The sequence below is a fragment of the Microbacterium sp. AZCO genome, from assembly GCF_039614715.1.
Lineage (GTDB): Bacteria > Actinomycetota > Actinomycetes > Actinomycetales > Microbacteriaceae > Microbacterium.
In genome coordinates, this window is sequence record NZ_CP154857.1 from 883,704 (window position 1) to 897,724 (window position 14,021).

Below are 14,021 nucleotides of genomic sequence, written 5' to 3' on the forward strand. Positions count from 1 at the left end.
TCGGCTCGTTCACGGCCGGTCCGGGAGCGCGGCGATGTGCTCCCGGATCGCGCCGAGGGCCTCGGCGACGACGGGATTCCGCGGGCCCTCGTCGCGCGTCACCGCCCAGTAGCCGAGCGGGTGCGAGAAGACGCCGTCGAGCACGCGCACGAGGCGCGGGTCGGCATCCCCGAGGAAATCGGGCAGCAGCCCGATACCCGCTCCCGCCGCGGCGGCCTCCACATGCGCGAAGACGCTCGTCGAGCGGATCGACGCGGGCGAGGCGGGCAGCCCCTGCACCGCCCGGTCGAGCTCGTCGACCTGCAGCGACGACTCGATGTAGTAGTTGAGCGGATGCCGCGCGAGGTCGGCGATCGACGTCGGTGTGCCCTCTCGGGCGAGGTACTCCGGCGTCGCATAGAGCACGAGCGCGTAGTCGCAGATCGCGGCGGCGAACGCCCGATGCACCTGGGGCCGCCCGACGACGATCTCGAGGTCGACGCCGGAGCGGTTCTGCCGCACGCGCTGCGTCGCTGCGATGAGCTCGACGGCGAGAGCGGGATGCCGCTGCTGCAGCGCCGCCATCGCGGGCACGAGGAACACCGACGTGAACGCCTCGGGGGCGGCGATGCGGACCATGCCCTGCACCGCGCCGCCGTCGTCCGCGAGCTCGCGCACGGAGGCCTCGATCCGTTCCGCGACGGCCAGGGCGCGGCGGCCGAGGGGCGTGATGTCCCAGCCGGCGGCCGTCCGCACGAGCACGCGCCCGCCCATCGCCTCTTCGAGCGCCGCGATGCGTCGCGAGACCGTCGAGTGGTTGACGCCGAGCACCTCCGCGGCGGCCGTGTAGCGCCCCAGCCGCGCCGCGACGAGGAACGTCATGAGGGCGTCGAGCTGCGGTTCGCGGGGGAGGGATGCCACGCCCGCAGTGTGCACCAATGCACAGACATCGTGCAACTTTCGCGGTCCATCGTGCATTGAGCGCCAGTGTCTCGCGTGGTTGACTGGCTCCATCCCTCCGCTGCACCCCCGTGCGGAGGCATCCTTCGAAGACGCAGGAGCTGCCATGCCCACGATCGCCTGGATCGGCCTCGGCCACATGGGTGCGCCCATGACCGCGAACCTGGTGGCCGCCGGACACACCGTCCGCGGCTACGACATCAACGAAGCGGCGGCCGCCGCCGCCGCGGAGCGGGGCGTCGTCATCGTCGGCTCGATCGCGGAGGCGCTCGACGGCGCGGACGCGTGCTTCACGTCGCTGCCCATGCCGCAGCACGTGCGTGCCGTGTACGAGGGCCCCGACGGCGTGTGGGCTCACGCCGCCCCGGGGACGCTGCTGCTCGACACCTCGACCGTCGACATCGAGACGTCGCGGTGGTGCCACACCGAGTCGGAGCGGCGCGGGTTCGTGTTCGTGGACTCGCCGATCTCGGGCGGCACGGCGGGCGCCGAGGCGCACACCCTCACGTTCATGCTCGGCGGCCGCGACGAGGACGTCGAGCGAGCGAAGGACCTCGTCGGACCGATGGCCGGAAACGTCATCGCCTGCGGTGGGGCGACCGCCGGCATCGCGGCGAAGCTCGTCAACAACATGATGCTGTTCATCGGCGTCATGGCGACGGCTGAAGGGTCGCAACTCGCGGAGCAGCTCGGCCTGGACCAGCAGGTGTTCTGGAACGTCGTCAACGCCTCATCGGGCGGCTCCTGGCCGCAGCGGGTCTGGTGGCCCGTGCCCGACGTCGTGCCCTCCTCGGCCGCCAACAAGAACTTCGACGCGACCTTCTCCGTCGACCTCGCCCGCAAGGACTGCTCGCTCGCGGTCCAGGCCGGTGACGCGACCGGCGTGCACCTGCCGGCCGCGCAGCTCGCACTGTCTCAGCTCGTCGAGCTCGCCGAGCGCGGTCTCGGCGGCAAGGACTGCACCCTCGTCACGCTCCTCGCGACGCCGGACGGCACCCTGCGCGGGTACGATCCGAGCCGCGACCGAATCCACGCCACGGCCTGACGCGATCGTCGGCTCCGAGGCATCCCTCCCACCCTTCGACAGGAACATCATGAGCACCCCCACCATCGAGAAGACCTCCGACCCCGCCGCCGAGTCGCTCCGCACGATCCCGCACGTCGTCGCGGGTGAGAAGCTCGCGCCGGAAGGCCGCCGCGGCGCCGTCTTCAACCCCGCCACCGGCGCGCAGACCGCCGAGGTCGCCTTCGCGACCGCGGAGTTCGTGCATGCCGCCGCCGAGAAGGCGAAGGCCGCGCAGCCGACGTGGCGTGAGACGGGCCTCGCCAAGCGCCAGGCCGTGCTGTTCAAGGTGCGCGAGCTCATCTCGTCGCGCGCCGAGGAGCTCGCGCGCATCATCACGGCCGAGCACGGCAAGACCGTCGCCGACGCCCTCGGCGAGGTCGCGCGCGGCCTCGAGAACGTCGAGTTCTGCACGGGCCTCATGCACCACCTCAAGGGCGAGTACTCCGAGCAGGTCGCGACCGGGATCGACGTGCATCAGGTGCGACAGCCGCTCGGCGTCGTCGCGTGCATCACGCCGTTCAACTTCCCGGCGATGGTGCCGCTGTGGATGGTCACGACCGCGATCGCGGCCGGCAACGCCGTCATCCTCAAGCCGTCGGAGCGCGACCCCTCCGCCGCGGTCTGGCTCGCCGACGTCTTCCGCGAGGCCGGTCTGCCCGAGGGTGTCTTCAACGTCGTGCACGGCGACAAGGAGGCCGTCGACGCGATCCTCGACGACCCGATCATCCGCGCCGTCTCGTTCGTCGGCTCGACGCCCATCGCGAAGTACATCTACACGCGTGCGGCCGCCAACGGCAAGCGGGTCCAGGCGCTCGGCGGCGCCAAGAACCACATGATCGTCATGCCGGACGCGGATCTGGATGCCGCGGCCGACGCCGCCGTCTCGGCCGCGTACGGCTCGGCGGGGGAGCGCTGCATGGCCGTCTCGGTCGTGGTCGCCGTCGGCGACGTGGGCGATGCGCTCATCTCCAAGGTCTCCGAGCGCATCGGCGGCCTCGTCATCGGCGACGGCCTCGACCCGCGCTCCGAGATGGGCCCGCTCATCACGCGCGAGGCGAAGGACCGCGTCGCCGGCTTCGTCGAGGGAGCCCCCGGCGAGGGCGCGAAGGTCGTCGTCGACGGCCGCACGCAGGAGTTCGAGGGCGACGGCTTCTTCATCGGCGCCTCGCTCGTGGACGACGTCAAGCCGGGGATGCGGGTGTACGACGAGGAGATCTTCGGACCCGTGCTGTCGGTCGTGCGCGTCGCGTCGTACGACGAGGCCGTCGACCTCATCAACGCCAACCGCTACGCCAACGGCACGGCCGTGTTCACCCGCGACGGCAAGACGGCGCGGCAGTTCGAGTTCGACATCGAGGTGGGCATGGTGGGCATCAACGTGCCGATCCCCGTGCCGGTCGGCGCCTTCTCGTTCGGCGGCTGGAAGGACTCGCTCTTCGGCGACACGCACATGTACGGGCCGGAGGCGTTCAACTTCTACACGCGCCGCAAGGTCGTCACGACCCGCTGGCCCGAGCCGAGCGAGAGCCAGATCAGCCTCGGATTCCCGACGCACTGAGTCAACCCTCCCGGCTCCTTCGCGGAGCCGGGAGTAGGCTCGCTCCATGCCGATTGCACGTCTTCACGGAGGTCCGCTCGACGGCCAGCTGCTGCCGCTCGAGAAGCCGGAGCTCGACTCGCTGATCGTCCCCTACGGCGAGGGCCAGGTCGTGTACCGCCGCGACGGCGGACTCGAGCACACCGGCTCCGCCGACGGCCCCACCGAGGCCGAGTTCTGGTTCGTCGAGGCGACCGACGACATCGGCAATTCGAGCGACGACTGACCGTGGGCTCGGGAGCGCAGACCTCGCCTGAGGAGCCGTCGCGCTCGGTCGAGGTCGAGCTGAAGTTCGACGTCGACGACGCCACGCCCCTGCCCGACTGGACGTCGATGCCGGGTGTCGCGTCCGTCTCGCCGCCCGAGGTGCGCGAGCTCGACGCCCGCTACTTCGACACGGCCGACCTCGCTCTGGCGCGCGCGGGCTACGCCGTGCGACGTCGGACGGGCGGCCCCGACGCCGGCTGGCACATCAAGGGCCCGCGCGAGGGCGACGGCCGCACGGAGTGGCACTGGCCGCTCGGCGACGAGGATCGCGTGCCCGAGGGTCTGCGCGCCCACCTCGCGTCGGTGACGGATGCCGAGCTCACCCCGCTCGCCCGCATCCGCAATCACCGCACGGCGTACCACCTGCGGGACGCCGACGGGGGAGTGCTGGCCGAGTTCGTCGACGACCATGTGGTCGCGACCGACGAGCGCCGGGGTGTCGAGCAGACCTGGCGCGAGTGGGAGCTCGAGCTCGGCGACGCCGCGCCCGACGACCCCGCTGCGTTCTTCGCCGCCGCGACCGATGCCGCGCACGCGGCCGGCGCCCGGCCCGCGGCATCCGATTCCAAACTCGCCCGCACCCTCGGATTCTGAGCTGCCACGCTGTGCCGAGCGCGGCAGTTCCCTGCGAGCGCGACGTCGCGCGCTGCAGGCGCTCGCAGGAAACTGCAGCGCTCGCAACGCGAAACGAGAAAGGCCCGCCCCGGGAGGGGCGGGCCTTTCTCGAAGCTCAGATCAGAGGTTGATCATGTGGCCCGTGAGGCCGTGGAAGGCCTCCTGCAGCGCCTCGGAGAGCGTCGGGTGCGTGTGCACGTTGCGCGCCGCCTCGAGGGCCGTGAGGTCCCACTTCTGCGCGAGCGTCAGCTCGGGGAGCAGCTCCGACACGTCGGGGCCGATGAGGTGGCCGCCGAGCAGCTCGAGGTGCTCGGCGTCGGCGACGAGCTTGACGAAGCCGACGGGCTCGCCCAGGCCGTTGGCCTTGCCGTTCGCCGAGAACGGGAACTTCGCGACCTTGACGTCGTAGCCGGCGTCGCGCGCCTGCTGCTCGGTGAGGCCGAACGACGCGACCTGCGGCGAGCAGAACGTCGCACGGGGCATCATGCGGTAGTCGCCGAGGGCCATCGTCTCGGCCTTGCCGATCGTCTCGGCGGCGACGACGCCCTGCGCCTCCGCGACGTGGGCGAGCTGCAGCTTGGCCGTGACGTCGCCGATCGCGTAGATGTGCGGCACGTTCGTGCGCATGTAGTCGTCGATCTCGATCGCGCCGCGGTCGGTGAGCTTCACCCCGGTCGCCTCGAGCCCGAAGCCCTCGACGTTCGGCGCGAAGCCGACCGACATCAGCACCTTGTCGGCGTCGATCGACTGCGTCTCGCCGCCGGCGACCGGCGTGTAGGTGACGGTGACGTGGTCGCCGTGGTCGGTGACCGTCTCGACCTTCGTCGAGGTGAGGATGTCGACGCCGTAGCCCTTGTACTGCTTGGCGATCTCCTTCGACACATCGGCGTCCTCGTTGGGAAGCGCGCGGTCGAGGAACTCGATGATCGTGACCTTGACGCCGTAGTTCGTCATGACGAACCCGAACTCCATGCCGATGGCGCCGGCGCCCACGATGACGATGGACTTCGGCAGGTCGCGCGTGAGGATCTGCTCCTCGTACGTGACGATGTTGCCGCCGATGGTCACGCCGGGAAGCGTGCGCACCTTGGAGCCCGTCGAGATGATGACGTTGTCGAAGGTGACCTCTTCGGTCGACCCGTCGGCCTTCGCGACGCTGATCGCGTTGGGGCTTGTGAAGGTGCCGCGACCCTCGTACTCGGTCACCTTGTTCTTCTTCATGAGGAAGTGGATGCCCTTGACGTGGCCGTTCGCGACTGTGCGGCTGCGATCCCACGCGACGCCGTAGTCGAACGACACGTCGCCCGAGATGCCGAACAGCGCCGCCTTGTGGTGGAACTGGTGGGCGAGGTCGGCGTTCTTCAGGAGAGCCTTCGACGGGATGCAGCCCACGTTGAGGCAGACACCGCCCCAGTACTTCTCCTCGATGATCGCGACGGAGAGGCCGAGCTGAGCGCTGCGGACGGCCGCGACATAGCCGCCGGGGCCGGCACCGAGGATGACGACGTCGTAGTGAGGCATACCTCAACCCTATCGTTCGGCGGGAGGCTCAGAGCCCGGCCCGGGGGCGGCCCCGGGGCCGCCGGGGAGGGTGTCCCGACGGCTGTCCGCAAGGGCCCGCTGCCGCCGGGCGCGCGAGGCCAGGAGGTAGATCACGGCGGCCGCCACGGCGAGGAGCGCGACGATCAGCAGCACCCACGGCCACGGTCCGGTCTCGCTCGCCTCCTCGGTCGGGGGAGCCGTCGGCGTCGACGTGGCGACGGGCGATTCCGCCGGCGTTGCGGAGGCAGACTCGGTCGGCGTCGCTGTCGGAGTCGGCGTGGATGCGCCGCTCACGGTGAAGGAGTACTGCCCCGAGATCGGGTGCCCGTCGCTCGAGACGGCCTTCCACAGGACGGTGACGACACCGGATGCCTCGCCTGCGAGCTTCTGCGTGATCACGGTGTCGCTGACCGTCGGCGTGCCCTCGACGAGCGAGGCGCCCGCGGCATCCGTCACAGCGACCTCGTTGGCGCCGGGCTCCGTGGAGATCAGGCCGCTGAAGGTCAGCGTGAGCTGCGCCGGGAGGGCGTCGACCGACGAGTCCGCGGCCGGGTCGGACGACAGGAGCTCGTCGTGGGCGCTGGCGGGAACGGCCGTCGCGAAGACCGCGGCCGCCGCGAGGGCGAGGGCGGCGAGGGCGTTCAGCGGGCGGCTTTTGTGAATTCCTTGTGACGACACGCGGCAGAGCCTATCGGGGTCTTCTCCGAGGCATCCCGGAGCAATACCATGGCCGCAGTCGGCGAGAACGAGGGCCGACACACTCTGTAACAGAAGGAACGAGGGAGGCGCGGGATGGACTCGATGATGATGGACATGATGTCCAAGGACATGAAGTCGATGCCGGGTATGGACATGATGGACATGTCAGTCATGCAGGCGTGTATGGACGCCTGCTCCGCGTGCGAGCAGGCCTGCACGGTGTGCTCGACGCAGATGATGGACTGCGCGCCCGCGTGCATGAACTGCGCCGACATGTGCAACACGATGATGCGCGCCATGATGCGCATGCAGGGCATGAACATGGCCTCGATGATGGCGATGCTCGACGCGTGCATGGCGATGTGCCAGCAGTGCATGGACGAGTGCATGCAGCACGCCGACATGAGCGAGGTCTGCAAGATGTGCGCTCAGGCCTGCAAGGCGTGCATGGACGCCTGCATGGCCATGAAGAACAGCATGATGGCGATGGGCTGAGCCCGTCGCCTTTCTTGTTGCTGCGGTCTCAGGCGGTCAGCGGAGCGACGTTGAACCGTCGTGAGCCCACGGCGAGCACGTCGTAGCGCGTGTGCAGCGCGACCGGCGTGCCGGTCGTGACCTCGTGCGCTGCGCCCGCACCGCTCCAGACGGTGATGGGCGCGGCGCCGTCGAGGGCGCGGAGCACGAGCGTGCCGTCGGCGAGCGTCTCCTCGACGATCGCGTCCACCCAGTCCGACGGCGTCGCCGAGGCGAGCCGCGACTGGATGAGGTGCAGGGCGTGGCCCGGTGCGAACGTCGAGCAGGCCCGGCCGTGGACGCACATGCACGCCGCACGCTCACGCACCTGAAGGGGCGGGATGTGGGAGTGCGGGGTCGACACGATGGGCTCCTGATCGCTAGGTTCGGATACCCGCAAGGCTAAGCAACGACCCCGGTCGAGGCATCCCGAGCGAAACGGTGCGAAACATTGGGGGACGCGCCGGTTCCGCGGAGATCGGCACCTTCACCTCGGTGACCGATCGGATAGGCTGGATCGGACGAGGAGGAGCAGCGTGGAGGACAATCGCCGACCGGACGAGATCCGTCGCGCTGGGGGCTTTGACGGTGCCCCCGATCGCCCCGCAGACACGACCCAGACGTTCGGTCACGACGCGGATCTCTCGTTCATCCCGTTCGGGTCCGATCTCTCCACGGCGGAGCTCGACGCGATCGACGCGCTGCCGGCGCGATCGGCGATCCTGCTGGTGCGCTCGGGTCCCACGGCCGGTGCCCGCTACCTGCTCGACACCGATGTGACGACCGTCGGACGGCATCCCGAGGCCGACATCTTCTTCGACGACGTGACAGTCTCGCGGCGTCACGCCGAGATCACGCGCGATGCGGACTCGTTCGAGATCGTCGACCAGCGCTCGCTCAACGGCACCTACGTGAACGGCGAGCGCGTCGACCGTGCGCGGCTCGTGAACGGCTCCGAGGTGCGCATCGGCAAGTTCCGCCTGAACTTCTTCGTCTCGCCGGCCGACCTCGCGCAGGCTGCGGACGGCTGATGTCGTCGGCCGTCGCCCGCGAACGCTCGTCGTCCGCGGGTCTTCTGAGCATCGGACAGGTCCTCGCGCGACTTGCTCCGGAGTTCCCGACGCTGACCTCGAGCAAGCTCCGCTTCCTCGAGGTGCAGGGGATCGTGACGCCCGTGCGCACCGAGTCGGGATACCGCAAGTTCTCGCAGACCGACCTCGAGCGGCTGCGCCTCGCCCTCACGCTGCAACGCGACCACTACCTGCCGCTCGTCGTCATCCGCGAGTACCTGGAAGACATCGATGCGGGCCGAGACCCCGCGACGCCCGCGCCGACGAGCCCCCCGCCGTCGATCGTGCCCGCCCCGCGCCGGTACCGACGCGAGGAGCTGCTGTCGGCGACGGGAGCCGCTCCGCAGCTGCTCAACGACGCCATAAGCACGGGGGTGCTGGGCGGCTCCGACGCATACACCGACCAGCACGTCGCGGTGCTGCGCGCGCTGGTGGCGCTCGACCGGCACGGCATCGAGCCGCGCCACGTGCGCACGCTCCGGCAGAGCGCGGAGCGGGATGTCGCGCTCGTCGAATCGGCCCTCGCGCCGCTTCTGCGGAGGACGGATGCCACGAGCCGGGGTCGTGCGAACGAGCTCGCGCCGGAGCTCGCCAAGCGGCTCGAGGAGCTCCGGGCGATCTTCGTCCGATCCGCGCTCGACAAGCTGCTCTCGTAGGGGCCGGATGCGGCGAGTCTCGCGACACGCCGAGGCCGCCGGGCCGGATGTCGTTGCCCGTGACCCGGGCCTGATCTAGCGTTGAAGGACACGGTCCGGGAGGAGGCACCGCATGACCGCTCGCGAAGCGTCCGACGAACCCACATTCGCCGCCGACCTCCTCTTCACCGACGGCCTTCCCGCGATGGACGACGAGGTGGGCTACCGCGGAGCCGTCGCGGCCCGCGCCGCCGGCATCACGTACCGCCAGCTCGACTACTGGGCCCGCACGGAGCTCGTGGAGCCCACGGTCCGGGGTGCGAGCGGGTCGGGCTCCCAGCGCCTGTACGGGTTCCGAGACATCCTCGTGCTGAAGCTCGTGAAGCGTCTGCTCGACACCGGCATCTCGCTGCAGCAGATCCGCACGGCGGTCGAGCAGCTGCGGGCCGCCGGCATCCGCGACCTCACCGGCACGACGCTCATGAGCGACGGGGCATCCGTCTATCTGTGCACCTCGAACGATGAGGTGATCGACCTCATCAGCCGCGGACAGGGCGTGTTCGGCATCGCGGTCGGCAATGTGTTGCGCGAGGTGGAGTCGACGCTCGTCGAATTCGACCCGCAGGCGCCCGACGCGACCGACGAGCTGGCCGCTCGCCGCGCGGCGCGCACCGCGTAGCCCCCGGCATCCCTTCTCTGAAGGGGTGGTTTCGGGATGCCTGAGGGCGGCGAGACGGCGCTATGCGCAGGCTTCGCCGGGTCTACGCGCGGGCTTCGCCGGGAACCGGGATGCGGCCCGTGCGCATGACGCGGTCGAGCAGCGCGTCGAAGTCGGCCGCCAGTTCCTGAGCGGAGTCGCCGGGCCAGATGTGCAGCGGCTTCGCCGCGCCCTGCGCCTGCTGCAGCGACGTGCGCTCCGGGAGCTGCGGCGAGAGCACGAGCGGACCGAACATGTCGCGCAGCTCCTTGATGCGGAACTGGTGCTCGATCGACTGCGGCCGCACGCGGTTGACCACGATGCCGAGGGGCTGAAGGCGGGGCGAGAGGCCGCGGCGGATCTCCTCGATCGCGCGGAGCGCGCGGTCGGCCGCCGCGACGGAGAAGAGCCCGGGCTCGGTCACGACGATGACGCGATCGGATGCCGCCCACGCGGTGCGCGTGAGCGCGTTCAGCGACGGCGCGCAGTCGATGAGGACGAGGTCGTAGTCGGCCTCGATCGTCGCGAGGGCCTCTTCGAGCTTCCACACGTCGCGCACGCTCGGGTGCGGGCCGTCGAAGTTGATCGCGGAGGGGCTGCCGATCATGACGTCGATCGTGCCCGGATGCACCTTCGCCCAGCCGCTCGAAGTGATCGCCTGACGGACGACCTTCTCCTTGGGGTTGGCGAGGACGTCGGCGACGTTGAGTCGGCCGGCGACCTGGATGTCCATGCCGGTCGAGACGTCTGACTGCGGGTCGAGATCGACGACGAGGGTGCGGACTCCACGTGCGAAAGCGGCCGAGGCAAGGCCCAGAGTCACGGTCGTCTTGCCGACTCCGCCCTTGAGGGAGCTCACCGAGAGTACGTGCACGAGGGTCTACGTTACCTTCCCCTAGGCTGAGAGCACACTCGGCCCCATGAGTCGACGGCCCCAGTGAGGTGCGCATGTTCCGGAAGATCCTGGTCGCAAACCGAGGCGAGATCGCGATTCGCGCGTTCCGCGCGGCGTTCGAGCTGGGGGCCCGCACGGTCGCGGTGTTCCCGTACGAGGACCGCGGCTCGCTCCATCGGCAGAAGGCCGACGAGTCGTACGTCATCGGCGAGCAGGGGCATCCCGTGCGCGCATACCTCGATGTCGAGGAGATCATCCGCGTCGCACTGGAGTCCGGCGCGGACGCGATCTACCCCGGCTACGGCTTCCTCTCGGAGAACCCCGAGCTCGCCGCCCGCGCCGCCGAGAACGGCATCACCTTCATCGGACCGCCGTCGCGCGCGCTCGAGATGGCGGGCAACAAGGTCACCGCCAAGGAGCACGCGATCGCGGCGGGCGTGCCCGTGCTGAAGTCGACCGAGGCCTCGGAAGACGTCGACGCCCTCGTCGCGCAGGCGGGCGACATCGGCTTCCCCATCTTCGTCAAGGCCGTCGCGGGCGGCGGCGGCCGGGGCATGCGCCGCGTCGAGACGCCGGGCGACCTGCCGCCCGCCATCGCCGAGGCGATGCGCGAGGCCGGAGCCGCCTTCGGCGACGCGCGGGTCTTCCTCGAGCAGGCCGTCGTGCGCCCGCGTCACATCGAGGTGCAGATCCTCGCGGATGCCACGGGCCACACCGTGCACCTGTTCGAGCGCGACTGCTCTGTGCAGCGCCGCCACCAGAAGGTGATCGAGATCGCCCCGGCTCCGAACATCTCGGAGGAACTGCGCGCCGCTCTGCACCGCGACGCCGTCGCGTTCGCCGAGTCGATCGGCTACGTCAACGCCGGCACCGTGGAGTTCCTCGTCGACACGGCGGGGGAGCGGGCGGGTCAGCACGTGTTCATCGAGATGAACCCGCGCATCCAGGTCGAGCACACCGTGACGGAGGAGGTCACGGACGTCGACCTCGTCCAGTCGCAGATCCGCATCGCCGCCGGCGAGACGCTGAACGACCTCGGCCTCGACCAGGACAGCATCGTCCTGCGCGGCGCCGCGCTCCAGTGCCGCATCACGACGGAGGACCCGGCGCAGGGCTTCCGCCCCGACACGGGCCGCATCACGACGTACCGCTCGCCCGGCGGCGCCGGCATCCGCCTCGACGGCGGCACGACGGCCGCCGGGTCGCAGGTGAGTCCGCACTTCGACTCGATGCTCGCCAAGCTCACGTGCCGCGGCCGCGACTTCCCGGCCGCCGTCGCGCGGGCGAAGCGCGCCCTCGCGGAGTTCCGCATCCGCGGCGTCGCGACCAACATCCCCTTCCTGCGCGCCGTGCTGGACGACCCGTCGTTCGTCGAGGGCGACCTCAGCACCGCTTTCATCGAGGAGCGGCCGAACCTGCTCACGAGCCACCCATCGCGCGACCGCGCGACGAAGCTCATCAACTGGCTTGCCGACGTCACGGTGAACCGCCCCTACGGCGAGAAGCCCGTGTCGGTCTCGCCGGGAAGCAAGCTCCCCGCCATCGACCTGACGACGCCGCCGCCGGCGGGCACGCTCGACCGCCTGCGCGAGCTCGGCCCGACCGGTTTCGCCCGCGCCCTGCGCGAGCAGGTGCCGCTCGCCGTCACCGAGACGACGTACCGTGACGCGCACCAGTCGCTGCTGGCGACGCGCGTGCGCACGCGCGACCTCGTCCGCGTCGGGCCCCACGTCGCCCGCATGACGCCCGGCCTGCTGTCGGTCGAGGCGTGGGGAGGCGCGACGTACGACGTCGCCCTGCGCTTCCTCGCGGAAGACCCCTGGGAGCGCCTGGCCGCCGTGCGCGAAGCGATCCCCAACATCCCGATCCAGATGCTGCTGCGCGGCCGCAACACTGTCGGCTACACCCCGCGACCGGTGGAGGTGACCGACGCCTTCGTGCGCGAGGCGACGGCGACGGGCGTCGACATCTTCCGCATCTTCGACGCCCTCAACGACGTCGACCAGATGCGCCCCGCCATCTCCGCCGTGCTCGAGACGGGCACCGCGGTCGCCGAGGTCGCCGTCTGCTACACGGCCGACCTGCTCGACCCGGCCGAGAAGCTCTACACCCTCGACTACTACCTGCGCCTCGCCGACCAGATCGTCGAATCGGGCGCGCACATCCTCGCCATCAAGGACATGGCGGGCCTCCTGCGCCCCGCTGCCGCGGCGAAGCTCGTCACGGCGCTGCGCGAGCGCTTCGACCTGCCCGTGCACCTCCACACGCACGACACGGCGGGCGGCCAGCTCGCGACGCTGCTCGCCGCCAGCGCGGCGGGAGTGGACGCGGTGGATGCCGCGGCCGCGCCGCTCTCGGGAACCACGAGCCAGCCGTCGCTGTCGGCGCTCGTCGCCGCGCTCGCCCACACCGAGCGCGACACCGGCATCGACCTCGCCGCGGTGAGCGACCTCGAGCCCTACTGGGAGGGCGTGCGGCACCTCTACGCGCCGTTCGAGTCCGGCCTTCCCGGCCCCACGGGCCGCGTGTACCACCACGAGATCCCCGGCGGGCAGCTGTCCAACCTGCGCCAGCAGGCGATCGCGCTCGGCATGGCCGACGACTTCGAGCTCATCGAGGACATGTACGCCGCCGCCGACCGCATCCTGGGCCGCATCCCGAAGGTCACGCCCTCGTCGAAGGTCGTCGGCGACCTCGCGCTCGCGCTGGTCGCCGCCAAGGCAGACCCGGCCGACTTCGCCGAGAATCCGCAGAACTACGACATCCCCGACTCCGTCGTGGGCTTCATGGCCGGCGAGCTGGGCGACCTGCCCGGCGGCTGGCCCGAGCCCTTCCGCACGAAGGTGCTCGCGGGCCGCCAGATCTCGATCGAGATCCCGCCCCTCACGGACGCGGAGCGCGAAGGCCTCGCGGGGGATGCGGCATCCCGTCGCCGCACGCTCAACCGGCTCCTCTTCCCGGGGCCCGCACGCGAGTTCGAGACGCTCCGCGAGACCTACGGCGACCTCTCGACGCTCGGGACGCCCGACTACCTCTACGGCCTCAAGCCGGGCGAGGAGCACGTCGCCGAGATCGACCCCGGCGTGCAGCTGTACGTGGGCCTCGAGGCGATCGGCGAGGCCGATGCCAAGGGCGTCCGGACCGTCATGACCACCCTGAACGGACAGCTCCGCCCCGTCTACGTGCGCGACCGCAGCATCAAGGTCGAGACGCGCCAGGCCGAGAAGGCCGACACGTCGAAGCCCGGTCAGGTCGCCGCACCGTTCTCCGGCGCCGTGACGGTCAAGGTCGATGTCGGGGCGAAGGTCGCGGCCAGTCAGCCCGTCGCCTCGATCGAGGCCATGAAGATGGAGGCCGCGATCACCGCTCCCGTCGACGGAGTGATTGAACGGGTGGCCATCGTGGGTACCCAGCAGGTGGAGGCTGGCGACCTTTTGGTCGTCATCCGCCCCTCCCAGTAGCCTGGGAGAGTGGGGCCGACACCCG

The 14,021-nt window shown here is 70.5% G+C and carries 14 protein-coding genes; 9 read left to right on the forward strand and 5 right to left on the reverse strand.

The genetic code is table 11. The features are described from left to right. Positions 1-9: 9 nt before the first annotated feature. Positions 10-900, reverse strand: coding sequence for a LysR family transcriptional regulator (locus AAIB33_RS04095; RefSeq protein ID WP_345802286.1), 891 nt, complete (start codon positions 898-900; stop codon positions 10-12). A gap of 145 nt (positions 901-1,045) precedes the next feature. Here AAIB33_RS04095 and AAIB33_RS04100 point away from each other — a divergent pair, with 145 nt between their 5' ends. From AAIB33_RS04100 to AAIB33_RS04115, 4 genes are read left to right on the forward strand one after another with little or no spacing between them, the layout of a single operon-like run. Continuing rightward, positions 1,046-1,984, forward strand: coding sequence for an NAD(P)-binding domain-containing protein (locus tag AAIB33_RS04100; protein ID WP_345802287.1), 939 nt, complete (start codon positions 1,046-1,048; stop codon positions 1,982-1,984). 49 nt (positions 1,985-2,033) lie between these two features. After that, positions 2,034-3,563 carry a CoA-acylating methylmalonate-semialdehyde dehydrogenase gene (locus AAIB33_RS04105; RefSeq protein ID WP_345802288.1) on the forward strand — a complete coding sequence of 510 codons (1,530 nt, stop codon included), beginning with the start codon at positions 2,034-2,036 and terminating at the stop codon, positions 3,561-3,563. Between the two features lie 46 nt (positions 3,564-3,609). Next, positions 3,610-3,828, forward strand: a complete 219-nt coding sequence (locus tag AAIB33_RS04110; RefSeq protein ID WP_345802289.1) for a response regulator — start codon at positions 3,610-3,612, stop codon at positions 3,826-3,828. Positions 3,829-3,830: 2 nt separating this feature from the next. Next, complete coding sequence (locus AAIB33_RS04115) at positions 3,831-4,463, forward strand: CYTH domain-containing protein (RefSeq protein WP_345802290.1); 633 nt, start codon at positions 3,831-3,833, stop codon at positions 4,461-4,463. A gap of 141 nt (positions 4,464-4,604) precedes the next feature. On the opposite strand, the gene lpdA is transcribed toward AAIB33_RS04115, so the two are convergent. Beyond that, positions 4,605-6,005 carry a dihydrolipoyl dehydrogenase gene (lpdA, locus tag AAIB33_RS04120; RefSeq protein WP_345802291.1) on the reverse strand — a complete coding sequence of 467 codons (1,401 nt, stop codon included), beginning with the start codon at positions 6,003-6,005 and terminating at the stop codon, positions 4,605-4,607. 9 nt (positions 6,006-6,014) lie between these two features. Then, positions 6,015-6,704 carry a copper resistance CopC family protein gene (locus AAIB33_RS04125; protein WP_345802292.1) on the reverse strand — a complete coding sequence of 230 codons (690 nt, stop codon included), beginning with the start codon at positions 6,702-6,704 and terminating at the stop codon, positions 6,015-6,017. Positions 6,705-6,818: 114 nt separating this feature from the next. On the opposite strand from AAIB33_RS04125, the gene AAIB33_RS04130 reads away from it, so the two are divergent. Further along, positions 6,819-7,220: a hypothetical protein gene (locus AAIB33_RS04130; RefSeq protein WP_345802293.1), complete on the forward strand. Its 402-nt coding sequence runs from the start codon at positions 6,819-6,821 to the stop codon at positions 7,218-7,220. Positions 7,221-7,248: 28 nt separating this feature from the next. Here AAIB33_RS04130 and AAIB33_RS04135 read toward each other — a convergent pair whose 3' ends face one another. Continuing rightward, entirely contained in the window at positions 7,249-7,602 is a 354-nt protein-coding gene (locus AAIB33_RS04135) for a hypothetical protein (RefSeq protein WP_345802294.1), read from the reverse strand. 199 nt (positions 7,603-7,801) lie between these two features. Here AAIB33_RS04135 and AAIB33_RS04140 point away from each other — a divergent pair, with 199 nt between their 5' ends. The 3 genes from AAIB33_RS04140 (at position 7,802) to AAIB33_RS04150 (ending at position 9,622) form a co-directional block, all read left to right on the forward strand. Further along, entirely contained in the window at positions 7,802-8,269 is a 468-nt protein-coding gene (locus tag AAIB33_RS04140; protein WP_345803375.1) for an FHA domain-containing protein, read from the forward strand. Then, complete coding sequence (locus tag AAIB33_RS04145; RefSeq protein WP_345802295.1) at positions 8,269-8,964, forward strand: MerR family transcriptional regulator; 696 nt, start codon at positions 8,269-8,271, stop codon at positions 8,962-8,964. Before AAIB33_RS04140 ends, AAIB33_RS04145 begins: the two co-directional genes overlap by 1 nt. Positions 8,965-9,076: 112 nt before the next feature. Beyond that, a complete protein-coding gene (locus tag AAIB33_RS04150; RefSeq protein WP_345802296.1) occupies positions 9,077-9,622 on the forward strand; it encodes a MerR family transcriptional regulator in 546 nt (181 codons plus the stop codon). Between the two features lie 82 nt (positions 9,623-9,704). Here the strand turns inward: AAIB33_RS04150 and AAIB33_RS04155 are convergent, their stop codons facing one another. After that, complete coding sequence (locus tag AAIB33_RS04155; RefSeq protein ID WP_133544325.1) at positions 9,705-10,514, reverse strand: ParA family protein; 810 nt, start codon at positions 10,512-10,514, stop codon at positions 9,705-9,707. A gap of 74 nt (positions 10,515-10,588) precedes the next feature. On the opposite strand from AAIB33_RS04155, the gene AAIB33_RS04160 reads away from it, so the two are divergent. Next, on the forward strand, positions 10,589-13,996 hold the full coding sequence (locus AAIB33_RS04160; protein ID WP_345802297.1) for a pyruvate carboxylase: 3,408 nt from the start codon (positions 10,589-10,591) through the stop codon (positions 13,994-13,996). Positions 13,997-14,021 lie beyond the last annotated feature (25 nt).

Coding starts and splice junctions, on each gene's coding strand:
- AAIB33_RS04100 (WP_345802287.1), top strand. CDS start 1,046: ATGCCCACGATCGCCTGGATCGGCCTCGGCCACATGGGTGCGCCCATG.
- AAIB33_RS04105 (WP_345802288.1), top strand. CDS start 2,034: ATGAGCACCCCCACCATCGAGAAGACCTCCGACCCCGCCGCCGAGTCG.
- AAIB33_RS04110 (WP_345802289.1), top strand. CDS start 3,610: ATGCCGATTGCACGTCTTCACGGAGGTCCGCTCGACGGCCAGCTGCTG.
- lpdA (WP_345802291.1), bottom strand. CDS start 6,005: ATGCCTCACTACGACGTCGTCATCCTCGGTGCCGGCCCCGGCGGCTAT.
- AAIB33_RS04130 (WP_345802293.1), top strand. CDS start 6,819: ATGGACTCGATGATGATGGACATGATGTCCAAGGACATGAAGTCGATG.
- AAIB33_RS04145 (WP_345802295.1), top strand. CDS start 8,269: ATGTCGTCGGCCGTCGCCCGCGAACGCTCGTCGTCCGCGGGTCTTCTG.
- AAIB33_RS04150 (WP_345802296.1), top strand. CDS start 9,077: ATGACCGCTCGCGAAGCGTCCGACGAACCCACATTCGCCGCCGACCTC.
- AAIB33_RS04160 (WP_345802297.1), top strand. CDS start 10,589: ATGTTCCGGAAGATCCTGGTCGCAAACCGAGGCGAGATCGCGATTCGC.